Source organism: Pseudoalteromonas sp. OFAV1 (genome assembly GCF_021532595.1).
Taxonomy (GTDB): Bacteria; Pseudomonadota; Gammaproteobacteria; order Enterobacterales; family Alteromonadaceae; genus Pseudoalteromonas; species Pseudoalteromonas lipolytica_C.
The window spans coordinates 1-23,825 of the sequence record NZ_JAKGBG010000035.1 but is presented as its reverse complement, the minus strand read 5'-3'; the positions used below and the strand labels follow the sequence as shown (position 1 = coordinate 23,825).

The 23,825-nt window shown below is 34.2% G+C and carries 25 protein-coding genes and 1 tRNA gene; 19 read left to right on the top strand and 7 right to left on the bottom strand.

The window, feature by feature from the left end:
• Positions 1-33 precede the first annotated feature (33 nt).
• The 4 genes from L1267_RS16880 (at position 34) to L1267_RS16865 (ending at position 2,425) form a co-directional block, all read left to right on the top strand.
• The gene (locus L1267_RS16880; RefSeq protein ID WP_235383520.1) at positions 34-1,206 is read left to right on the top strand and encodes an ERCC4 domain-containing protein; all 1,173 of its coding nucleotides are present in this window, start codon (positions 34-36) and stop codon (positions 1,204-1,206) included.
• A gap of 304 nt (positions 1,207-1,510) precedes the next feature.
• Positions 1,511-1,672: a hypothetical protein gene (locus L1267_RS16875; RefSeq protein WP_235383519.1), complete on the top strand. Its 162-nt coding sequence runs from the start codon at positions 1,511-1,513 to the stop codon at positions 1,670-1,672.
• 169 nt (positions 1,673-1,841) lie between these two features.
• On the top strand, positions 1,842-1,988 hold the full coding sequence (locus L1267_RS16870; protein WP_235383518.1) for an MbcA/ParS/Xre antitoxin family protein: 147 nt from the start codon (positions 1,842-1,844) through the stop codon (positions 1,986-1,988).
• A 95-nt stretch (positions 1,989-2,083) separates the two neighbouring features.
• Positions 2,084-2,425: an RES family NAD+ phosphorylase gene (locus L1267_RS16865; RefSeq protein ID WP_328248097.1), complete on the top strand. Its 342-nt coding sequence runs from the start codon at positions 2,084-2,086 to the stop codon at positions 2,423-2,425.
• Positions 2,426-2,540: 115 nt separating this feature from the next.
• Here the strand turns inward: L1267_RS16865 and L1267_RS16860 are convergent, their stop codons facing one another.
• Both L1267_RS16860 and L1267_RS16855 read right to left on the bottom strand, forming a co-directional pair.
• On the bottom strand, positions 2,541-3,248 hold the full coding sequence (locus tag L1267_RS16860; protein ID WP_235383516.1) for a hypothetical protein: 708 nt from the start codon (positions 3,246-3,248) through the stop codon (positions 2,541-2,543).
• A gap of 186 nt (positions 3,249-3,434) precedes the next feature.
• On the bottom strand, positions 3,435-5,231 hold the full coding sequence (locus L1267_RS16855; RefSeq protein WP_235383515.1) for a hypothetical protein: 1,797 nt from the start codon (positions 5,229-5,231) through the stop codon (positions 3,435-3,437).
• A gap of 99 nt (positions 5,232-5,330) precedes the next feature.
• Between L1267_RS16855 and L1267_RS16850 the strand changes: the two genes are divergently transcribed.
• The 8 genes from L1267_RS16850 to L1267_RS16815 all read left to right on the top strand — a co-directional run bounded on the left by L1267_RS16850 (position 5,331) and on the right by L1267_RS16815 (position 11,398).
• The gene (locus L1267_RS16850) at positions 5,331-5,492 is read left to right on the top strand and encodes a hypothetical protein (RefSeq protein ID WP_235383514.1); all 162 of its coding nucleotides are present in this window, start codon (positions 5,331-5,333) and stop codon (positions 5,490-5,492) included.
• A gap of 396 nt (positions 5,493-5,888) precedes the next feature.
• Entirely contained in the window at positions 5,889-6,155 is a 267-nt protein-coding gene (locus L1267_RS16845) for a hypothetical protein (protein ID WP_235383513.1), read from the top strand.
• A gap of 96 nt (positions 6,156-6,251) precedes the next feature.
• Positions 6,252-6,758 carry a hypothetical protein gene (locus L1267_RS16840; protein WP_235383512.1) on the top strand — a complete coding sequence of 169 codons (507 nt, stop codon included), beginning with the start codon at positions 6,252-6,254 and terminating at the stop codon, positions 6,756-6,758.
• A 302-nt stretch (positions 6,759-7,060) separates the two neighbouring features.
• Positions 7,061-7,333, top strand: a complete 273-nt coding sequence (locus L1267_RS16835; protein ID WP_235383511.1) for a hypothetical protein — start codon at positions 7,061-7,063, stop codon at positions 7,331-7,333.
• A gap of 94 nt (positions 7,334-7,427) precedes the next feature.
• The gene (locus L1267_RS16830; protein WP_235383510.1) at positions 7,428-9,134 is read left to right on the top strand and encodes a hypothetical protein; all 1,707 of its coding nucleotides are present in this window, start codon (positions 7,428-7,430) and stop codon (positions 9,132-9,134) included.
• Between the two features lie 85 nt (positions 9,135-9,219).
• Complete coding sequence (locus tag L1267_RS16825) at positions 9,220-10,764, top strand: hypothetical protein (protein ID WP_235383509.1); 1,545 nt, start codon at positions 9,220-9,222, stop codon at positions 10,762-10,764.
• 23 nt (positions 10,765-10,787) lie between these two features.
• Positions 10,788-11,111, top strand: a complete 324-nt coding sequence (locus L1267_RS16820) for a hypothetical protein (protein ID WP_235383508.1) — start codon at positions 10,788-10,790, stop codon at positions 11,109-11,111.
• Between the two features lie 119 nt (positions 11,112-11,230).
• Complete coding sequence (locus L1267_RS16815; protein ID WP_235383507.1) at positions 11,231-11,398, top strand: hypothetical protein; 168 nt, start codon at positions 11,231-11,233, stop codon at positions 11,396-11,398.
• A gap of 58 nt (positions 11,399-11,456) precedes the next feature.
• Here the strand turns inward: L1267_RS16815 and L1267_RS16810 are convergent, their stop codons facing one another.
• A complete protein-coding gene (locus tag L1267_RS16810) occupies positions 11,457-12,548 on the bottom strand; it encodes a hypothetical protein (RefSeq protein ID WP_235383506.1) in 1,092 nt (363 codons plus the stop codon).
• A 397-nt stretch (positions 12,549-12,945) separates the two neighbouring features.
• On the opposite strand from L1267_RS16810, the gene L1267_RS16805 reads away from it, so the two are divergent.
• The 4 genes from L1267_RS16805 (at position 12,946) to L1267_RS16790 (ending at position 18,976) form a co-directional block, all read left to right on the top strand.
• A complete protein-coding gene (locus tag L1267_RS16805; RefSeq protein ID WP_235383505.1) occupies positions 12,946-13,992 on the top strand; it encodes a hypothetical protein in 1,047 nt (348 codons plus the stop codon).
• Between the two features lie 13 nt (positions 13,993-14,005).
• The gene (locus L1267_RS16800; protein ID WP_235383504.1) at positions 14,006-17,062 is read left to right on the top strand and encodes an efflux RND transporter permease subunit; all 3,057 of its coding nucleotides are present in this window, start codon (positions 14,006-14,008) and stop codon (positions 17,060-17,062) included.
• Positions 17,063-17,145: 83 nt separating this feature from the next.
• Entirely contained in the window at positions 17,146-17,334 is a 189-nt protein-coding gene (locus tag L1267_RS16795) for a hypothetical protein (RefSeq protein WP_235383503.1), read from the top strand.
• 79 nt (positions 17,335-17,413) lie between these two features.
• On the top strand, positions 17,414-18,976 hold the full coding sequence (locus L1267_RS16790; RefSeq protein ID WP_235383502.1) for a hypothetical protein: 1,563 nt from the start codon (positions 17,414-17,416) through the stop codon (positions 18,974-18,976).
• Between the two features lie 512 nt (positions 18,977-19,488).
• Here L1267_RS16790 and L1267_RS16785 read toward each other — a convergent pair.
• On the bottom strand, positions 19,489-19,707 hold the full coding sequence (locus tag L1267_RS16785; RefSeq protein WP_235383501.1) for a hypothetical protein: 219 nt from the start codon (positions 19,705-19,707) through the stop codon (positions 19,489-19,491).
• A gap of 1,188 nt (positions 19,708-20,895) precedes the next feature.
• Between L1267_RS16785 and L1267_RS16780 the strand changes: the two genes are divergently transcribed.
• Together L1267_RS16780 and L1267_RS16775 are read left to right on the top strand one after the other, a co-directional pair.
• Complete coding sequence (locus L1267_RS16780; RefSeq protein ID WP_235383500.1) at positions 20,896-21,198, top strand: hypothetical protein; 303 nt, start codon at positions 20,896-20,898, stop codon at positions 21,196-21,198.
• Positions 21,179-21,907 carry a hypothetical protein gene (locus L1267_RS16775; protein WP_235383499.1) on the top strand — a complete coding sequence of 243 codons (729 nt, stop codon included), beginning with the start codon at positions 21,179-21,181 and terminating at the stop codon, positions 21,905-21,907. The genes L1267_RS16780 and L1267_RS16775 overlap by 20 nt, the downstream gene beginning before the upstream one ends.
• Positions 21,908-22,136: 229 nt before the next feature.
• Here L1267_RS16775 and L1267_RS16770 read toward each other — a convergent pair.
• The 3 genes from L1267_RS16770 to L1267_RS16765 form a co-directional block, all read right to left on the bottom strand.
• Positions 22,137-22,213: transfer RNA gene (locus L1267_RS16770), tRNA-Ile, on the bottom strand.
• Positions 22,214-22,310: 97 nt separating this feature from the next.
• Positions 22,311-22,787 carry a YgjV family protein gene (locus L1267_RS23825; protein ID WP_442960567.1) on the bottom strand — a complete coding sequence of 159 codons (477 nt, stop codon included), beginning with the start codon at positions 22,785-22,787 and terminating at the stop codon, positions 22,311-22,313.
• Between the two features lie 42 nt (positions 22,788-22,829).
• Complete coding sequence (locus L1267_RS16765) at positions 22,830-23,342, bottom strand: hypothetical protein (protein ID WP_235383498.1); 513 nt, start codon at positions 23,340-23,342, stop codon at positions 22,830-22,832.
• A gap of 113 nt (positions 23,343-23,455) precedes the next feature.
• On the opposite strand from L1267_RS16765, the gene L1267_RS16760 reads away from it, so the two are divergent.
• A partial coding sequence (locus tag L1267_RS16760) for a helix-turn-helix domain-containing protein (RefSeq protein ID WP_235383497.1) occupies positions 23,456-23,825 on the top strand: 370 nt, incomplete at its 3' end.

Sequence of the window (23,825 nt, the reverse complement as noted above, 5' to 3'; positions counted from 1 at the left end):
AATATCTCTTTATAGTATTAACTAAACAACTCCATGGAAATTAAAATTATGTCTCTGTTTAAAGGCTGGAAACCGAATCAAGCATCAACTGTTTTTATTCGATTTTACTTGATCGACACTCGGGCCTTTATTGGCAAGAAAAATAATCAGCTGACCATTCAAGGGGGTGATAGGCATGAGCAGCTGATGATCAAAAATATTCTTAATAGACATGAGATCGAGTTATATGGCCTTTCTTTAACTCAACTTGGTAATGAACTAAGTCGTCGTAATTTAATAGCTGGCAGTAATAGCCACAATTCATCACAAGACCGATACATACCTAATCGACACAATAGTGATAATGTAGTGTCTATTTTTCAAAACAAAAGTCCTACAGATTTGGCGCATGAAGCTAACGGCTTAGATCTGTATACCGCACCATTTAAAAGTTCTACATTAAATAATTGTATTGTTACTATCGATAGTCGAGAACCGGTATCATTGCTTAGCCTATTTCATGAATCAAAGCTGCCAGAGCATGCTATTACCCGAGCGACATTACCTCTTGGTGACATTCAAATAGTAGATCCTCGAACGGGTGATATGTTACTTATTGAGCGAAAGACTGTTAGCGACTTTAAACAGTCAGTCGTCACCGCGCATGCACACGACCAAGCCGAACGCTATTATAATGAAATGTACAGGATGAATGCGCAGGGTCAACGAATGAAAGTTATCTGGATTGTAGAATCTCAAGATAATGGCCAAAAGGGGTTGTATGATGCTTTGCCTCAAGTGCAGAATGTGGACGGTATGATTGCTTACCTAACCGGTATTTTAAATCAGTCGGTCATACAATCCTTTAATATAAACCATACGGTCTATATTGCATTAAAGCTTGCTCAGTGTTTTATAGAGCAGGAATTATTCTATAAACTAAAAACGAATGCGCCTTTGGCAAACAGAAAGAAAAAAGAACGTACCTCGCTACCTACTATTAGTAATGATGCAGGTAATGATCATGGTGTTAATCGCGCAGTTAATGATCTAGCTTCCCAGCTCGCTTATATACCTTCACTAAAAAAGAATGTTGCAGTTGAGCTCGCAAGTACCGGGCGAAGCTATAAGCAAATCATTAACATGACTGTTAAAGAATTGCAGGCCATTAAGGGCGTAGGGCCCAAAAGTGCTCAAGACATTTATGATGACTTTAACAAGGTCTAGTTATGTATTTTAATTACTGGTTATTTAATTGCTGTAATAACGAGATATATCTAATGGCGGGGTAGTTGAATCGAACTGTTCAAAAGCAGTTCATTGACTAGGCCCTCATTAAATCGTTGACAGTTAAGATGCTCAAGAACATTACAAGTTAAGCATTCAGGCAGTTCACATCTAAGGCTACGAAGGGCCTTATTTAGCTTTTAATAGAAATCGTTTGTTTTACTCGACAACATTTGGTTTATTTTATAGAAAATCTTCGAGAAAACCCTGTGATAAAATGAATATGTAAGAGAGTGCCTTGTTTGTGGATGTAGTAACTTTGTCAATAAAAATTGAGCAAGATTCACTGGTAGTTCAAATTAGAACAGGTTGTGGTCAATTTAAGTCAGATATGTACTTTTTACGATTATCGGATGGTCGATTGATTACCTCTGAGAATCAGTCATACAAGCTCATTCCTGAATAGTTCGTAAATGAAGTAGAACGACACATGAAAGCAACCAAGGCTGAAGAGGAACATGGGTAGAAAGAGGGCTACAGTATAAAAGGTAGTCAGAGTAAAGTAGGGTTTATTATTGATGGTTCAGATATCGTTGGAACCCCTGATGTCCCATTTTTAGTATCGGTATTGCGTCATGAAGCTTGAACTTTGGAAAGAATGGTTAGATTCGGCGAATTTTCAGTTTGATGGCAATAAACCTATTTCAGTCATGCATTCGATTCGAGGGCGCGAGCTTATAGAACGTGTTATCAACGGGCTCAAGTATGGATTTACAGCATAATGGAAGTTTTTAGAATAGCGCCGGAAGAATTCAATAATGGGAGCAGCTATTTATCTGGCCATGGGGGAATGATAGCAGAAGGTCGTTGACACCATATCGGAACGCCGGTAGACTACACGGCATCGTCAATAGCACTTGCAATGCTAGAAAGACAAATAAATGATCCGCAAGAAATTATAAAAAGAGATTTGGTTCCAGTTATTATAAAAATCCCGGACAAGCTGAAAATACTACGAATTAATGCAGTCGATCTAAAAAGTGACTGGAATGTATTCCCATATTCTAAAGAAATACAAATGATAGGCTCAAAATTCTTATCAGAGAAAAAATCCGCAATATTACGGGTTCCATCTAGCTTGTGTGCTGGAGAGTATAATTACATTATCAACCCAATGCATCCTGATGCTAAATTTATCAAATCTTCTTATCACCCTTGATACTGAGTATCAGAGAACTCGTTCTATTAAAGCGACTGTGTTTAGTGTTCATACTTACCTCCAGATAATCTATATAATAAGCAAAAAAAATAGAGGAAGTAAATTCCTCTATTTGTTATAAGTTAACCATATATTGTTTCTTAACTTTACGCTGCTTCCAACTTCTCAAGTGCCTAATACTAAGGTCATCCCATGCGGTTACAAGCTTCGATTTCCCTCGTTTAGCGCGAATACGTGGCGCACTGTCATCAACAATACAAGCATCATACTGACGACGCTCATTGGTTGATTTAGGGTGGCGATACCACTTGTAAATTAAATGGTCTGGTGTATGAATGAATTTTTTCATCCACTCATTACCCAAACGCTGCTGCTCAAGCACACCTCTGTTTTCAGGACTAATACGCCCATCCATCCACCAGTTATAACGTGTCCGTATTGAACGCGGTTTCCAGTAGTCATTAAAATCAATCGGGTCGCCCAATTCATCTGTAACTTTGGAAACTATCCGCAAACTGTGTGCAGAGTGTATCGCTTTTGCTTTTGCTACACGGGCATTAAAATCATCATCAGTATCCGATAAATAACGTTTCGGAAATTGTGAGCGATAATAATAAAACCAGCTGACATAACAAGAGCTTTCTTCAGCTTCGCCAAGAGTACGAAATTTATTCTCACAGTGAGCGCATTGGTACTTAGGCGTTTTGTCAACAAAAAAACTTGTTCTGTTTAATTTGTATGACTCATAGTTATCAAAAATATTACGTTCGCCGTTAGGCAGAATTTCAATAATTTTGGGAACAAAAGGGGTTACTTCGAACATGACTTTCTCCAACTAAAAGATAGTTAGAAAAATGTCATTAAACCTTTCATGGCGAATTTAGTCATAAATTTTCCTTAATAGTATTAAGAAGTCTCATAATAACAAAAGTGGTAATTTTTGTCTATCTTTTTATGTAAGTAACAGCTTGTTTTTACATAAGCTGTTACTGATTAAGAGATATAAATGTTACTTAAAGGCTTTCAGGTATCTAGTTACGTATTGTGAAGGCTGGTTACCTACAGTATCGACAAATCGTGTTTTATAAACGCCGGGAGGAAGGTATTCACTTGTAGCAGTAAAACTACCACTGCTATAGATAATATCTAACTCTGCAACGACTTCATTATTTATATTTTCAATAACATATTTATAGTTATTTCTGTAAGAAGAGTCAGCACGTGTATTCCATTGAAATACAGCCTCTATGATAGATTCTTCCAATATTTCAAAGGTAATAGATTCTTGCATATCAAATGTTGGATCGAGGGGAAGACCACCTGTATTAGGGTATTTTCGTATAACATCACCTTCTACTATATAGTTGAAGTTAAGATATTGAAGACCATGATCGGTGGCACCTGTGTATTTATGTATAATGCCATCAGTAATATAAGCGTTGGTGAGGTCAGAGATAGCAATTCGATTTCTATTCTCTGGGAATTCAGGTCGGTCTGCGGGAGTGACTGTAATTTCTGTAATATCTGTGCCGCCACCACTTGGAGATGTTTGAGGTGCAAGTCTGTATTTACCGGCCATCAGCTGAACGTCAGTTTCATAGTGTGTATATGGCATATCGGCACCTAAGACGTCTTTTTTTGGAGACAAAGGAAAAACCTTTGTACGATATATAAGCTTACCATATCGATCATAGAAAGCATCATTATCGAGGGTTTCGAGCATAATATGTCGGCTCTGATTTGAAAGGTTATAATCACGATCAGGAATGTCAATTCTTAGAATTCCTCCATTTTTGATGGTAATATCAATATATGCCGTATATGAATCATCTTCATCAAAATATTTACGATCATGCAATTGAATAAAGTCAGAATTTGTATTGCCATCAACAAGTAATTCAAAACTTTTAAAACTATTATCTTCGATTATATTGACATCTTCACCTGTAATAACCTCAAAGAAATCATCAATGATAACGTTTGTATCAGGCATGTCTTTCGCAGGCAGTACCTCAAGTTCTTTAAAATAACTTATATAATTTTGATAACCGGCACTAGAAAGCCCATGTCTTTCACTGTAATTCGAAACTTTATAGTTACCGGGAGGCAGCGTCGCGTCTACATAGACAAAATCTCTAGAATTAGTTCCACCCGCATTATTCGTATGGAACTTAATAAGTCCGGTTTTACTTATAAGCTGTCCGTTTTGGTTGTATAATGGGCCACCATCCATGTTTTCGAAAAGCAGAGGTGAGTAATTTTGATAGGCATTTTGTAAACCAAAATCGCTATCTCCCCCAAGCACTCTGAATGTAGAATAATCATCAAGTGTAAAATCAAGATGATCATCAGGATACACATTGAAATTAAAAATAATACCGTCTTTATTTCCGGTAAAAACAGAACCATCAGTCAAGAATTCAAACGGGTAACCAGTATGATATTGTCTTCCGTAATTTATATTAGATGATGGTAGGAATGTTACATTACCGTAAGATGAAGGTGTCGGGAAAGATGCAATAGGCACATCACTTGGAGCTGCAATAAAAGCATCTGTCTTGCCACCCCCTGTAATATTATCATTATCGTCGTCATCTGTATTATTATCGGTATCGGTGCCAGTATCAGATTTTACAAGTTTACTATACCCTAATGGGAATCTGTAATTATACCCTTTATACGTACTTGAAGGTGTTGGGGAGAGGAAATCACCACTCTCTAAATCGGGCTCTGATGCATTAGAGTGTAAGCTAAAAAGAGTTAATGCGCCCAGCATGGATGCAGTAACTAAATTTCTGTTTATCATATAAAACCTTATTAATAGTTAAAGTGCTTTTATTGTAATATGATTACTGTTTATTGTGCAAATATAACAACAAATAAAGAGATAATCAGGAAAGCATACATGGAAAATTTAGAAGCGGTAATGGACGAAAACGTTTTGGGATCTTTAGTCTCAGAGTTAGGCAATCAATCGGCAGAGAGGGGGATTTCTATTGATAGCCTACATAAGGGCGTAGGGCCCAAAAGAGCTCAAGACATTTATGATGACTTTAACAAGGTCTAGTTATGTATTTTAATTACTGGTTATTTAACTGCTGTAATAACGAGATATATCGAATGGCGGGGTAGTTGAATCGAACTGTTCAAAAGCAGTTCATTGACTAGGCCCCATTAATTCGTTGACAGTTAAGATGCTTAAGAACATTATAAGTTAAGTATTCAGGCAGTCCACATCTAAGGCTACGAAGGGCCATATTTAGCTTTAAATAGAAATCGTCTGTTTTACTCGACAACATTTGGTTTATTTTATACTGTACGTATTGTCTGAAAAGTCTCAATTACTGTTTCAGCATAGAGTTATTACGCATGTCGCAGATATTTTTGTGTGATGTATTTGAAACTATTTTATGGGTTGGTCAATAAAGCTAAACTAATATTAAGATTGATTATTGGAGTTTACATGGCAGGTATGGTCAAGCAAAAACTAGCATTATTGCTAGTGGAAGCCTTATCGGATAAAAACGCGATAGACTTCGATCCTAATAAATTACAATTACAGCGACCAACAATGAATAATGATTGTGCTAACTGGTGCAGCACAGTACCAACACGATCAGGAATAGGTATTGAAGTCTTTGGCTGGAATACGATGACTGAATGCGTAAAGTATGGTTTATCTTTATCGAACGCACGAGGTTTTTATGATGTTTATGCAAAGCTGCCGTAATTTTTGAAAGCAATGATTTATACGGTCCCAATTGAACTTCTTATCGAAGATTAACAATAAGTTGAACCGAACCAATTAAGTTTATGGAAGGTAAAAATGAACCTTGATATTACATTAAATAATTACATCGCTTCTCCTTTATCAGCGAAAAAAATGGAAGAGTTCAAAGAAATTCGTAGAAAGGCAATGGAATTTCAGTCCACTATTTTGAAATATACGTTCCCTTTCTTTGCAATACCGTATTTACAGCTTATTTATTTCTTTCAAACGCAGGAACATGGGTTATCAGAATCGTATGTTTTAGGTATCTTATTCTCCTCAGTTTTTATACTAGCTTACTTATACTTTGTTTTTGGCGAACTCATCGTTGTTAAACTGTCAGATAAGAAATTTAAGCATAAAATTAAGATCGATGGTGTATCTTATTGGGATGAAAATGATTTTATTGAAAGTTCTATTGACGCGAGTCACCTTAAACGCTCTCAATTAGGCAGAACACTCTACGAAAACATTTTAAGCTCAAATAGACAACCTTATGGCTTTGAAGCGAAGATTATTAACCGGTTATGTGTTGGCAATTCTAATAAAGTGAATGTTCCGTAAAATGAATATGCGTTATGTCATCTTATAGTTCAAATTTATGTCATCTTATGGTTCAAATTTATGTCATCTTATGGTTCAATTTTATGCAACCTTATGGTTCAAAAATAATGTAAGCCTTTGATTTAAAAATTATGTCATCTTATGGTTCAATTTTATGCAACCTTATGGTTCAAAAATAATGTAAGCCTTTGATTTAAAAATTATGTCATCTTATAGTTCAATTTTATGCAACCTTATGATTCAATTTAAAATTCAAAGATAGTAGTAACACTGAGTAAAATTCATACATATAAAGGTGAAAGATGAGTAATAAGTTTATCGTATTTGATAAAGATCATGTATGGGGTATTGGCGACTCAGAAGAAAAGGCGATTGCTGAGGCAAAATCATGGTATGAAAACGCTGATGGAGATTACGAAAGGGATAGCGCCTCTGGGAAGATACACGTTGCGCCATGCAGTGAGTTAATTATCAATCACATTGAATCACAAGGCGGTAATAACGTGATGATCATAAAGAACAATGCGGGAGAAGCTATACTAGTGAGCCGCACTCCAGTTGAAACCGTCCACTAATAAAACATATGATAAATTACTGGTGTACAAGCCAGTATTTTGTAACTAAGACAATAACTTTTGCTAGCCCTAACGACGACAATTAAGAGTGATTATGACTTATCTAACGTTCCACAAATCAGGAAAACAAACTTTTCCTGATCAGCTTAATCAAAACGAACTACTTAATACTGAGGTTAGCCCTACAAGTGTTATTGAGAACTGCTACTATGGCTGCAATTCTTCTATGATCCCAAATTTCGGCGTAACAAGAAACGATGAGTTTGTTATCAATTTTGAGACAGATTCAGACGTAAAACACCTCGGATTAGGTATCATTGTGTTGCCAGTAAATAATGCTGTTAATTACCTGACAGCAACTTTTAAAAGCGACAATAATTCAAACTTGGTTTGTCCTGACAAGCTAATGTCGTTTATTGAGCAAGTTAATGGCTTTGAACGATTTCATCTGTTGACACAAGTATTCGCAGCTAATTTGAATAAACAACATGAGTCATATAATGGCCTACCTGTTTTTCAGTGTAAGGTAAAAACAGTTATTGATGGATTGCCATTACTAAATTACTTACTCGCCATATTGCCTGACACGTTCACTTCAAAAGAGCAGGAGGCAGCATTTAAAAAGGTCAAAGAACGACTACTAACAATTTATTTAACTTACTACACTCGGAATGAATATGTAAGAGAGTGCCTTGTTGGTGGAGGTAGTAACTTTGTCAATAAAGATTGTCAATTATTTGCAGTAATGGATCGGTTCCTAGACATAAATCCAACAACTGAGAAGTTACATAACAGGCTGTTCACCAAAAGCCGAAAAATTGAAAAGGTAAATAAGAATGATACCGTTGAGCTACTGTCGTTTTTAAATTACTTTTCAACTTTAAATTTTAAAAAAATTGAGCAAGATTCACTGGAAGTTCAAAAGCGTATTGTGGACAAAATTATTAGCAGGATCGACACGGCACCTAAATCTTATGTTTCATTACTGCGTGTCGAGCCACATTCAGATGATTATCAAACCGTTCTCGATGAATTTATCGCTAACACAAGTCCTGTCATATTCGTTCATTTCGTGAATGCTATTTTAAATATGCAAGAGCCGGGACCAAAAGAAGCATTAAAAACTCATATAGGATTTAATCTTCTTGAAAATGTCACAACGGCTATGAAATTTTGCCTTACAGATCTGTCAGCTTACCCTCAAGTAAAGGAATGGGTTATTACTCAGTTGAAATCGTGGAGTGGTCGCAACGTTTCAAGTAAAGTTCTATATAATTACCACTCAAATATATCTTCAAAAGCAGCACTTTTCTCTACTGAAATTATGGTGTTTAAAAACATTGATAGCAATAAAGATATCGCAGATTGTATACATATGCCGCATAAAATAATAAACGACTTTGCTGAGTTTAGTTTAAGTGACACTTGCCAAAGTGTACTTGAATTATGGCCAGAATCGATGAGTGAATATTTTAATGGTGGATGGGAAGGAGATCTGAAATCGAGAATCGGAAATGATAATCTGAGTATTCTCAGTCAGGAGTTTGCATCATATTGTAAACTCTTATCATTACAGGATATTCTTTCAATGATATCGAGAAGCACCGAACCAGCAAAAAAAGTAATTAATGCAGCTGTAAAAGGCAGCTTTGAAAATGTCGTCAATGAAGATTTTATTTTATTGACGATAAAAGACTTAGATTCACTGCTTAACGTCTATGAGGCACCTTTAATGAGCTTAATAGACTATGCTGGGAATGAAAAAGTAAAAAATAGAATATTAAAGTACATGTCAGCTTAATATCTTTTTATTGCTTAATTATTTGATGTATGATATGCTTGTACAATAAATCAAAACAACGATAACAAATAGCAACAAGGTTTTTATGAGCGTATCAATGCTACAACACAAAGGGTCAATGACTATTACTAAGGTTGAGGACTGTATCGATTTAAGAAAAAAGATACCTCAGTGCCTGACTTATGATCATGACGTTCTTTTATCTAAACTAGATAACTTTGTTTTTGGTAGTCCAACGCATCATAATAATCAGGTTGAATGCTTGAAATTCAGATTCTGCTTTGATAACAATTTTGATTACACATCTACATTTGCACTAACGAATGATTGGAGTTTAGAACTAATCCTTTCAATCCTTTCAAGAGATGATAAAAAAAATGAGAATGAACGAGTATTAAAGCTCTTATCCTCAATTTCTAATAATGAATGCAGCATGCAGCTTGATACGATTTTACTAAAAGATCCAGCTTTCAGTGACACGACCGTAAAAATTTTCCATTCCTTTGGTCGAAAGTACTTTATTGATGCCCTATTAAAAAGCTTCGACTTTACGCACGAAGACTGCAAATCAGCTACTGATACATTAATCTCAATGTTCTTTAAGCTTATTTCAAATAAGGTGTTCGATGGTTCTTTGGTTGAAACATTTGTAATCGCAACAGAGAAAAATAATGTGTTGCTTGACTACCTTTACGAGAATTTAGATACACTCCCTGCCTGTTGTGTGACGCTTTTACCGGCAATGGCAAATAGTTACTCATTTACTGACTCAGAAAAAGCTACAATCGTTCTTAAGAGGATTTTGGAAGTGTCTAAGGCAACGTATCTACGTACCTTATTAAAAGAGCCAGCAGAGCCGCATGAGAGCGTGTATCTTGTCAGCTTAATGGCCCAATGCAATCAAGATGACTTGGTTTTATTTATTGAGTCAGTCTTAAGCTTGAAATCATCAACAACAAAAGAATTAGTGCTTACTACAATGGCTCATGAAATCCTTCATGATGACTATTTCATCGCAAAACTACTTGCAGCTGATTTAAGTAAGGCACCTAAGGCAAAAGAGTGGATTTCGCGTATACTTGAATTAGAAACTGACAATGAGTTATTTACAAAATGGGACTTTGAGCGACATGCACCTCTGATTGAGTACAAAAATAACACTGTGATAGAGAATAGTTTTATTTTAAATAGCAGGCCATTGACGGTAAGAGGGTTATGCATGCTTCTGGAAGCAGATCAGGTAGAGATGCTAAAAGATATTAAACGTATTAGGCCTCTGGATATTCTCACCTCTTTTGGACATTTAATTATGACTGATATCCATACAGAATTATCTGACAATGCGTGTGATTTTGTTAGTGACTGCATAAAAGTCGCAAATGTAAATCTAAGCTATCAGACAATCACTTCTATGTGGGATAGACATGGTAAAAAGCATCATAAGTTACTAAAGACAGCGTTCAGGGACTTTTTAAATAATCCTTCTAACTTACCAAGTGAACTTCTATACAAAAAAGAAGTGGTCATGCTTTTAGAATTAAGCGATATGACACCTCGAGCATTAATGAATTTTGCTAAAAAAGACAAAATAAAAGCAGATCTTTTAAAAAGAATATCTGCATTAGATTAATAAAAAAAAAGAGTTATGGTTATATGAAAGAAACAAAATTAAAAGATAAGATAGTTAACATCTTCTCAGATCCGGCAATTAATATCGCTCTTTGCCTGAATATGTTAATAGTGATCGGAGGGGCTGCTTACACTGTAGGTAGATACTCTGAACTTTCAAGGATCCAAACTGATGTGATTTTAAAACAAAGGTCCATAATCTCTCGACAAACCGACATTGTTTTACTTCTAGAGAAAAAAGTATGTCGGCTTGAAAGTGACAGCGAAAACTCGACAAATTGCCTAACAAATGACAGTGAAAATTTTGAAATTGATAGCGATATTCAACCTCAACTTCTTATTGAATAAGTTTTAAATCTCAGTATGGCTGGTGGATTACATGTACTGGTGAGTGCCGGGTATAAGTAATAAATGACCTTATATATGCTATAATAACTGTGTTCTTATTGGTTTATGAGTGCGTTATTATGGCTAAATATAGAATTATAAAGATTAATGATTTGTGTCCTTGGCAAATTCAAAAGCGAGTATTTTTGATATTCTGGAAAAATGTATCTTTAAGTTATAAAGATGCAGAAAGTGCAGGGGAGCGTCTTACTGAACTTATAAAAATAGATAAGAAATTCAATCAATAGTTGAATGTTAGGTCCTAGAAGTTCGCAAATACATTAGCTAACCTCTAGGAAAGAGATCTTATTTGTAATCTTGTTGGCGACCATACTTACGCTGATCTGAGCAAGAATAATCTCTGTTAAACAGATATTTTGGCGGAGTTACGTGTTCTTGATGAAACACAACACAACCAATCCCCATTGCTCTAGCGCTTCTTAGAAATGAACCACAAATTTCGAAGTCTGGATTTGAACTATCAATACTTGCAACAAATGGGTATGTAAAATGAGCTAGGCTATTTTCATTTTTATATAAGCTAGTCCCCAGTTCAAGCTGCTCATTGAACGAGTAGTGGTAATGATATGAACCAAACCTTTCAATCAATAATGGATCATCAAATAAATTCGAATTCTGTGATTTAATGACGATGATCAGCGCATTTTCTTGAATTGCAGAATATAGATTCATTGAACCTTTCTTTACTCCAGCAATACAATTAAAAGAAATATCATTAATTGTTTCATTGAGTAGTTTAGTTACTACAACAGTTTTGTTGTGAGATTTCGAAAGCTGCTTAATAAATGGCAAAATAAGATCGTAAACCTTTTCTGTTACATAAAAAAATCCACCGACAACCATTGCATCATTGAGCGAGTTTTCAACAATAAATTGCGCCTGTTCGTGCTCATTAGCGCAACTTAAACTCATGTGACGTCTTTTTTCTAGATTCTGTAGTTGGTAGTACGGAATATGTTCATTACCATTCAATTGTGATTTTAATGATAAAATATTCAGAAGCTTATCAAACATGCTTATTTCTGGCGCATGCAATCCTATTAATACTTGTACCGCGATATCATCTTGTTCTTTTGATTCTGTAAAGTACAAGGCCAACTTTCTGCGTTGTGTAGTAAATATTACTTTTTTCTGCAACTCACTCAATTCATTATAAAAATAAAATCCATGCTGATGAATATTATTGAAATCAATTGAATCTTGACCATAATATGAATATTTGCTTTCATACTCTTTCTGATGTTTCCATCCAAAAAGCTGAAAGAATAATTCCGTTAGCGTTTCGAGACTGTGAAATTTACGAGTGTGATTTGAAATAAGCTTGATAAACTTCTGTTGTTGGGCGGATAAATCATCATCCTTAAAGAAAATTTTCATAGTAACCTCTTAAAATATTTGTCAAATTGATTATGTAAATACACAATTCTTTGCGCAACAAACAGTAGAAAAAGTGTGATATATATTTGAAATAGACAAACATTCATGTTATCTTTTAATGTATAAAACTAATAAGGTATCTGTAGACGCTATATATCTTTTGATGATATTACCTATATACAATTTAAACACAAAACACAAAAATGATGAGCTTATGAACTTTTTTGTAATTACGGAATAACTATTTTTATCAAAGTTTATCTTTGTACTTACAAAAAAGTTTCTTTTATTACATTATGTTAACTCATTTTGTTGACTTTCTGTGTGATTAGCTTATGATAAATTATCAAAATAAAGATAATTGACGAAATGTGTTAATTAAACAACGAGACAGGATATGAATAAATTCAAACTACTTTTAATTGCTACACTAAGTTTGCCTTTTGTGGCTCATGGAGAGTCTGAATCAGAAGATGAACTTATTGTTAAAGTAGAAACCCAGCCTTTTTTTACAGACTCTCAAGGTGCTACTTACAGCCTTACATGCGAGGTTGAAGCTAAATCACCCGTAATCCTATCCGCTGTGATTGACTCTGAGGTAACCTTCTTGCTACCTAAAGGTAAAATGGTGACTACCGGTGATGTGATTGCAAAGCAAAACACATTTTATAAACAAAATGAGTTAAAGAGAAACGCAATCCTTCTAGAATCTGAAGTTCAGAACAAAGAATACTGGTATAAGGAATTCACAAGGGCACAAAAGCAAGGAAGTCTAATATCAGAAGCAGAACTTGATCGTCTAAAGTGGCAATTAGACCAAAGCCAAAATGAAGTATCGCTTATAAAAAATGAGATAGCTAAGCTCAACTATCAATTAAGTAATTCTGAATTAAAGGTGACCGGTAATTATGAAGTGTCAGAACATTACACAAGATTAGGGCAATTCATAAACAGAGGTGAAATGATTGTAGCCCTAACCCCCTTAGATGGTAATGAATTAGTCTGCAATGTGCCGCTTTCATCAGAAGTTGTTAATAGCTCAAATCTAGTTTTTAAATACAACAACACGTTGCTTAACTTAGATAGAACAGCAACCATTGTAGACTTAGAAACTCAGTCTAGAAAAATTTACCTTAGTCTAAAAAATATTCATGAATTAAATGTAGGCGAAAGGGTGGATGTAAAAGCAATTTCGATTGATGCCAATACTGCAAAGATTCCTTCGGCAGCTATCAATTATTCATCTACTGGAGAAGCCTTTATTTGGCTAATAAATGGTGATGTTGCAAATAAGGTAAAAGTTAATTTACTTGCAGGAACATCAGGGAATGTCTTAAGTGTTACAGGAAATCTACCTATTAATGGTGATGTTATTGTTATGAGTGATCTACAAATTGAAGATGGTTCAAAAGTATCGGTCACCAATAAACTTAATTCACTATAAGGTTAAATTTACAATGTTCGATATACAAAAAAACTACAAGCTCATCATCTTCTTTTCTGCTCTCCTAACAGCTATTGGGCTATTTAGTGCTAAAGAAATACGAAACAGATTGCTCCCTAACATGAGCCTCCCTGAGATTGGTGTAACTGCTGTCTGGCCGGGTAAAACTGCAAAAGATATCGAGAAAACATTAGTCGTAACACTTGAGAAAGAACTAAAACAAGTATCAGGGGTTAAGAATATTGTCTCATATGTTGATAAAGGAACTTTTTGGACATCAGTCACATTCCATGCTGATACAGATATGGAAAAAGCATACTCTGAAATTCAATCACGAGCGAATCAGGTTCCTAACTGGCCATTGAATGCCCAAAAACCTTTAATTTTTGACTTTAGTAATGGTGCAAATACCACACTAACATCTTTTTATCTTCATGCTGACAATTCAACGAAACCTGAAGACTTTATTAGAGTTTTTAAAAACACTATTGAACCCAGTTTAATGAATGTAAAAGGTGTATCAGGATTAAAGGTATCTCTTCAAAGTATTGATGAGCGCCTTAATATTGTTTTCAATGAACAAAAACTCGTGAATTTTGGTCTTACTATTGATGATGTCATTTTCAGTTTAAGTGGGTTAAGTGATAGCTCTGGGGGAGATATACAGTTTGGTAAAAGCACTTATCAAATGGTTTTTAAAGGTGAGTTACCAATTGAAGAACTGAATGACCATATTATAAAAGCTAATAAATACCAGTTAATAAAGTTGTCAGATATCGCAAGAGTAGAGTATGCCATTTCTGATGAATGGAAACCAGTTACTTACAATGGTAGACCTGCTCTATTTTTCTTTGCTCAACCTTCTCAAGATGTTGATGTTACGGCTACAGTTGATAGGATAAAAAATCAACTAGATTATATTAATAAAGTTATTGAAATAGAGCATGGCTTTAAAGTTAGTTTGATAGGTGATGATGCCAAAACTATCAATGAATCTATTTTGTTTATTGTCCAAAGTGTCACACTAGGCTTATTTTTTTCAGGGCTTGTTGTTTTAATAATGATCAAGGAATTTAAGTCGTTAATTCTTATTCAGCTGAGCATACCTTTTTCCCTATCAGTTGTTTTCTTGGCAATGTGGCTATTAGATAAAAACATCCATTTGATATCATTAGCTGGTATTTCTTTGTCAGTGGGTTTAATTGTAGATGCTGCTATCATAACCATGGAAAGTATACAGAGTGAACTGAAGTACAATTCATATGCTAAATCAATAAAGAAGGGAGTAGGTCGTGTTAAATCTGCTCTATTATCATCAACACTCACTAGTATTGTTGTATTTGTACCAATTTTATTTATTGATTCAAAAGAAGGGCAACTATTTGACGATCTAGCTTTTGTTATTTCAATCGCATTATTAGCATCAATTTTTTATTCACTTATTGTATTACCATCATTATGTAGCTGGTTAAAAATAGATACAAAACCTAAGTCAAGTGACAACACAGAGACTGTTCGTGTTAGTTCTTCAAGCTACTTTTTAAACAAGCTAAAAAATAAGACTTTAATATTATCAGTTTTTCTTGTTATTTTCTTACTATCTTTAGCTTCAATTATAGGATTAAGGCCAGATTTTGATGTTATTCCAGATCCTAAAATGCAAGATATCAATGTTTATTTGCACTTCGATTCTAAATTATCGAAATCTGCAATAAAAGAAAAAGTAACTGATCCAATCAACATGTTGATTAATCAGTCTATCGAACAAGGAACTGCACCTACTTTTAGTTATTTTGATATAAGATGTAAACTCGGCTGCTCTTTGAACTTTAAAAATGATACAAACTTACCGATAGAAGTGTTTGATACATGGTTAAACGAATATGTGTTTGATAAAGTGATTGGAGTAGATGGGTATCCTCGAAAAGAATCATTACTATCTTTGGTATTACCTAATCAGAAGAATTTAGAAATGGATTTTATGGGCGCTAGCATGCAAGAACTGAATAAAGTGTCTGTGGAAGTGCAAAAGTTGATTGAAAGTAAGTTTGATAAAGCGATAGTTTATAATAGTAATGAAGATGCTGAAAGTGATTTACAGTTTGAGTTCAACCATTTCAAAGACAAATTAGCCTTCTCTGGTTTAAGTGTTCAATCGTTTAATAACTATCTAGTCGCCTTAACTTATGGTTATTATATAGGGGATTACTACTATGATGGAAAGCTAGTTTCAACCTATGTAAAGGGTGAAGAAGTAGAGTCGATTGAAGATTTACTTAATAAAAATATAATCACTCCTTCATCCAAAGTACGTAAGGTACGAGAGCTAACAGAGTCATCTATAACAGAGGCAAACTCAACGATTATGCGAGTGAACAATAGCCCTGTAGTTTCATTATTTATTGAAGCGCCAGAAGATATTTCTATGGAACGCTTTACTGATGCTCTAAAAAGAATTGTGTATACGTATCAAAAAGAAAATAATGTCAGTAATGTAGCGATTCAATATCGAGGTAGCTCAAATGATATGGGCAAGTTTCTGATTGATTTTGCAAAAGCCTTTGGGGTAGCGACGTTTGTTTTATTTGGACTGCTTTACTTATTCACTAGGTCCTCAAAAGCTAGCCTAATAGTCATGATGAGTTTACCTGTTTCAATTGGCGGTGGTGTATTCTTCTTATACATTTTCGGTTTGTTTAAACACCAAAATTTGGATATGATTTCTATTATAGGATTTATCATGCTTATAGGTCTTGTTATAAACAATGGTATATTACTGATAACATCGTATATGGATTTTATCTCAAAGGGTTCAAGTGTAATTGATTCTATTAGCTTATCTTTATCTAGTCGTAAAAGAGCTATAATCTTAAGCACTATGACAAGTGTAGTAGGTATGTTACCACTATTAAACCCAACCGCTGTAAGTTCTGAGATTTATCAAGGATTAGCAATTTCTATTATTGGTGGTATGTTAACTAATATAACTTTTGGCTTATTAACAATTGTATTACTTCTGATACTGGTTGATTCGAATAGGCCTACAGATAAGCTTTATGCTAGAAGTTAAGCCGTAGAGCTTGTCTGAATACAACATCCCTATTGTATAATCTAAAAAGCCAATAGGGATGAGTAAATATAAGTAGGAATTATATGAGTATAAAGAAAAATAAGCCTGTTGTAGGAGACATTGTCAATGCCACCATCCAGCATTGGCGTACAAAAAAAACACGTTTTGTTGAACTAATTTATGTGGCAGAGGATAGTTGTACATGGCGAACGGCTGATGATAATAGTAAGCTCTCTCTCGATTGGGATGTTATTGATTGGGTACAATCCTAACCTCTACAGACAAACGTAACTAAATGATACTTTTAGTAAATCTTAGTTTTTTATCGTCGAACTAATTATATTGTAAAATATGCCTGAACAACATTACATAAGCCTAACAGGAGCATCAATAGCTGACTCCTTTAAAGATAGTGAGTTAAACCCTAAACATATATCTCCAAAAGAGCCCATACCACTTTTAGAACGTTTTGTATTAAAAAAGTTGGAGTTACCGAATCCTAGTGTCGTATTTGAAACTATAGAAAGCCAAGAAGAATGTAGGTTGCCTTCAAAAATCATTCTCTGTAAATCATACAGAGAAATGTTAAAACCATTCTTGTGGCGGTTAAATGCTATGAGAAAAAAATGTAGAGATAACATAAATCTTGAATTTAAAGGGATACTTAGGACTATTGAAGATAGTCGAGTACTTGATTTCGATACGACTGTTGTGTCAAACAATGATTTAAAGGAGATCAGCCCTAAAAAATACTATTTAAAGAGTAGTGAAAAGCTTAATACGATTACTGTGTTATTGGCAAGCTCCCTCCGTGAACTTGATTCCAGAGATTCATTACTTAATCTTAGGGATTGTTACTTTGCTTTATTTCAGGCCGCTTTAGATTGTAGCAAGGTCGAATTTGACTATGTTCAAATATATAGACTCGCCTCAGAATCGTCGCATAAAAGCTTCTTTCTGGAATATGTGTACCAATTTTCTCAATTACATAACAAATTCAATATTAGAATGCTCGCATTAATAATTGATGTATTTGAAGAGTCTGAACTGATTAGTAGTGTTCGCTTTATTAATTTCATGAAAAAGACTATTCATGATACTAGTGACCACTCTCTTTATGAGAAGTGCTTCATAACTAATCATGGTGAATCTGTCGATACGTGTATCGATGTAATAATTGATAAATTGCCAAAATCCTATTTTGGAGAGTTTCTTTCAGAATTGCATAAAGTGCCGGGTTCAAAAGAAAAAGACTCAATCTTATCTTATATCTTTTCTAATACAGTTAAATATGGAGATTTATACTTAACGGTTTGCCTCTCTGGAGACACACTATCGAATGAATTTAAGAAATGGTTTATTGAAAAGATGGACTCGTACTTATTAGAGTCAGAAGATGGTACACACTCACCAATTATGCTTTTCGATTTAATCAAATTCAAAATGAGAGATAATGCTATGATTTTTAAGGAACTAATAGACAGGTCAAAATTCGGAGATACTGAACTTATAGAATGCCTAACAGTAGGCCACACAACTTTTATTAATCAATTACATGAATACCAACCTCGAGTAATGGAAAGCTTTATTAAAGGTAAGTGGCACACTCTCTTAAATAAAGAAATGAGCATTGAAAGCAAGAGGATAATGTTTGGCTTGTTAGATAAATTTTGTAGTCAATATGAAGATTTAGACTTAATTAAGATTGGTGCGGAAGGGACTAAGGATGCCTTGTCGATACTGATAGAATATGTAGATAACAATGGGATCCCATTCATGTCACCAAAAAAAATTAAAACTGTAAAGGAAATCAAAGTAACAGTTCAACTGTTTCAATTAACTCCATTACATTTGATGAGAGATATAGATGATAGACGCCTTAAAAACACACTGTTGAAAATGATTAGTAAGTAACTTAGGACTTCATACAATCTTGGTTGAAAAGCACAATGTAGCGCCACGGTGTTAGTGTGTAATGACAATAAAGTTTGTCCGTAACGACGTTTTCTGACAATAATGTTTAACCACAAGCGATAGGTTGTTTATTTAGCAAGATGTATCTAGCCTATATTAGGGCAACATGGTTGATTTTCTTTACATTACATGCCGTTGTTACGGGCAAACATTAAAGTAAAATCGGTGAATTTAACGAGCATGATTTAATGTTCCTGCACAGTTAGTAGTTTTTCTGTAAGGGCCTTTCTATTGTAAATGTTGATAATTTACTAAGCTAACTTTGTCAGCATTGCACAATACTTGTTTAATAAAAACAACAATAAGTTATAGTTACCATATTAATGAGGGTGAAAGTTAACTAAAATTACTTGAAGTTCGAAAAATAGGATGTAATCTGAAAGGTGTTATAAATATAAAAAGATAAAAAGGTTTTCATATAATGACATAGAAAACCTTTTTATTTCTTGAAGTTACTTAACTACAACAGGGTAGCAGACATGTTTGCTTTTACACACGGTAATTACATTACGGCCGCTACGGTCGCTATCGGGTTTACCGTTACCTGTAGCAACACCTTCAACTTGGAGAACAGGAGTTGCTAACTCATGTGGTAATTGTGATGCTGCCATTGCAGAAGTTGCAGATAAAGCTAAAACAGCAGCGATAGATGTAGCAAATAATTTTTTCATAATAAGTAACCTTATAAATATGTAATAAAACAAAAAGTTCGAGTCTAATTTAACATCGATAATTGAAAAGTCAACGTATTAATTGCAATTAGGACTTCATACAATTTTTTTATCAAATAAAGATATATATAATACGGCGTTATGTAATGACAATAAAGATGAACGACAGTAAGAGCGTATTTTGTCAATAATGTTTCCTATAAGTGATAGGTTGTTGATTTAGTTAGATGTATATAGATTATCAATGTATTGCATTACATAAAAAATCACAGACTTTCGTGTAAAGTACTTTGTTTTCAACTAGTCATTGGTAACAAACTTTATTTCTCATTCGCGGATGTTATGTGCAGTGAATCTATATCAACTCACAGTCATTTAAATTTTATCAAATGGTAGACACATAATTATTAATCATGTAATGTTACAAAGATATGATTTGTATTAATAGATTTTTTAGTACTTATTTTGGAACAACAAAATAATTCCGCAAGCTTATATTTTAATTGACCGGAGCATTGTGCTCCGGTCAATTTTAAAAAAGAAAGCGGCTTAAAATTTCATTGGCATTATCTGTCAGTACATAAGATAAGGTATCCGCACAATTGCGGCATAGATCTATTTACACATCGGAGCACAATGATCCGATAAAAACTTCATAGGTTAGATATGGACAAGTCTTATATATTTTTCTCTTTTTTGACTTTTATAATAACGCAAATTATAAGAATGGATATTCATCTTGTCTGCTATAAGGCAGAAAACTATATCTGCAAATGCCTTAGAATTGAATACAATAATTCGAGGCGAATACAAAATGAGTTTGACTTTCCAGCTCTAGAACTATTTTTTCTAACCTTTGTGTTTGTAATGACAACAACTGCACAGTATTTTGAAATGCCATTCACTGAACTTCTAGATTTGCTTTTGGATTTGAACTTACTTTTTATAACTAGTTATCTTATTATATCTTGTATAGCGCTAGTATTATGGTGCAATGTCAAAGTTGGGTTACAACTTTTATTAGCTTTTCTTCATTTACCGTTTAGCTATACGATTGCAGTTTACATAGTTAGTCAGATTATCTAAATTTTAAATGAAATAGGAATGTCGATATTTAATATATTAACTATAAAAGCATCTTTATGATATAATGGATTTATATACAACTAAATCTAGAGAAATTTAATTATGAATGAAAATGAGTATATGCTGTTTGATGCTTCTAGAAAGTATGATGACGGTAAAGGTGGAGAGTGTGAGTTAGGTTACCATTTAGAGCACGTAGTTGATGCTGGAGGAACTCCAGATTGTTTTGATATAGTTGAAGCGACAACCGCAATGCAAGCTCGAACATTAGCAAGGGAAACAGGTTTGCATTTGTATGTTGTGAACAGTTCCTTATCTAGAGTCGTTGGCGAAGTTAATGGCCCATCTTTAGAAAATAATCTTAAAATCAACCGAGAAAAAAGTAATGATTCGTTTGAGCCTTAAATTACTCATGGTGGCTTCGGCCACTATTTCGCTAAATGCTACGAGCGGTGAGAATAAACTAAGATTTGCATCACCATTGTCTAGTGTATCGATTGTTAATAAAGAAGTTACAGAAAGTGAATCAACACTTATTAATGATTTGTCCCATTTAAGTTTTAATTCTGGAACACATAATTCCTGTTTGTTTAGTAGCAGTGATGTTCGCTTGTTTGATAAAAATAAAAAGCATGGTGGTTGGTGTCAAGATTCTGAAAATCCCTTACCAAATGAAAAATGGAATTACATTGAATTCAAGTCAAATATTGCTTCAGATCCAATGCATGCGCTTGTTGCCTTGAGTAACTCTAATCTATCAAGCATGAGCGGCAACTACGGGACTGTTGTTTGGGGCCAATTACCATTTTACTTTGACGGAAGGACTAGTAAGGTCGTAGTGGAAAGTGATGAAATTTTTTCTGGTAATCAAGCGGCTTTAAAGGATGACGTTTTTGGTTTTCTACTAAACTCTGACTCGGGTAAATTCTATATGCATAAAAATGGTGATTGGAGCTACTTCAATAATACGCCGGAGTTAGAAAACTCTTATTTAGGGATAATAGAAGTAAGGGGACCACTTTATCTAACAAGTGTGACAGCAACAAACACAAAAAATGTAGACATCAGCTTCTTTCTTAGAAGTGATAATCAACAATTTACGCCAAGTCTTTAAAGAAAAATCACTTTAGGTCTATATCTCAAATTGTATTAAATACTCACATAAAATAGGCGTAAAACCATTACAAAAGCAGTTATTATTCTGCATAATGCAATAAACTGATATCTAATATATCAGAATTTTTTATAAGGTGACAATAAGAAGATATTTATAAAGTGACAGTTAGGTGATGTTTATACTGAATTTGAATTTTCATTATAATAAACTTAAGTTAGTATAAAAATGGTGGGCCTAGACGGACTCGAACCGCCGACCTAAAAGTTATGAGCTATTTGCTCTGACCAACTGAGCTATAGGCCCACTATTATATACTATGAAATTAAAATTTATTTATAATGTTAACTTCATTATTGATATAATAGTGGGTCCAAATTGAAAAGTCAACACAATAATAAAGTTATTTAAAATTAATTATCCTAATAGTTCGAACAATCAATAGCCCAATCGAAACTACCTCTAGTAGCACTATAGAAATAGAACCAATGTTGAAGCCAACCATTAGCCACAATAGCGAGCAAATAATTGATATTAGTGTTAAGACATGACCTTTCGTATAGAGAAAACCAAATGTCATTAAAACGCTTACAATAGCTGGCAAGCAATTGTACAAATTACTGTCCATCAGATACGTCAAAATAAATATGCTCACAAAAACAAAAAGAAATCCTAACTTAATGATTCTGTGAGGGTAGAAGTTGTTTATGACATTTCTCATTATTGCTAAACCTACTGTTAGTGCCGGTATGAATGAGCTTAAAAGCAATAAGTGACATAAAAAGAACACATTTCCAATTGTGTAGTAATGATCGAGTAGTCTGTCATCTTCCTGCATATCTGAACGCAAAAAGTAAAATGTTGATACAAAACCAATCATTTGAGTAAAAACTACATAGTAAGCTGGGTCCAATTTATCCTCCTATGATTCAGATATAATTGAAACATCGACATCAAATAGTTTTAATGTTTTAGGGAAGGCACATAAGATGTTTTCTATGTCATTACTAGATATATTAGAAGCCTGTATAACCCACGCCCGTCGTAGCATAAATGAGTGTTCATGCACCATCATCGGGTAACGCTCAATGTCATTCTCAAATAAAATATTAAGATTGACATCTTTGCTTAGAATGTCTTGAGACTCTAGCGTAGTAAGTACCGAGCACATTATTTTAAAGATGACCACTTCTGGAATACTGTCATTACCTTCAACTATTATTTTGGTATCGCCTCGACCTTCAGAATTAATTTTGTAATCATCCCATACATTTAATGTTAAAGAATGATTTTCATTAATATCGAATGTATTTTGAAGCTCAATCTCCTTTTCTGTAATTCTATTGTGATGTTCTAGAGCCATTGCTTTGAATTTATCAGTAAATTCTTCAACCTTTTTACATGCATTTTTCTTGTGATGTTTTCTCTTGAACAAATGTTCGCCACATTCTCGCCTGCTTTAGCTGCGAGTCAAGGCGAACGGTCTTGACTTTAATGAAGTAGGAATTATTATGTACTGTATATACATACAGTTAAATAGAGGGCGATTTGTTAACCGGTATTCGGTTTCGTGCTAACCCAACATCATATCAAAAACTAGTTTTAAGCCAGTGGATGGGTTGTGCGCGTAGTATTTGGAATGCCAAAGTCGATGAAGAAAGGTATTATCGCACGTTTGCCCGTAAGTATTATCCAACGGGCACTTATGCGCCTATTGATCAAAAAGCTTCTCAGTTCAAATCAAAAGTTCTTTCTCCTTGGCTGTATCAATGCCCTAGCCAGATCATCCGCAACAGCGCAGTTAACTGGTATCAGACTTACCAAAAATTCATGAAAGGCATGTGTGGGCGACCTAAGCGCAAACCTAAAACTGACCGGGGTAGCATCTACCTTACTCGTGAGGTGTTCCGTTTTGACC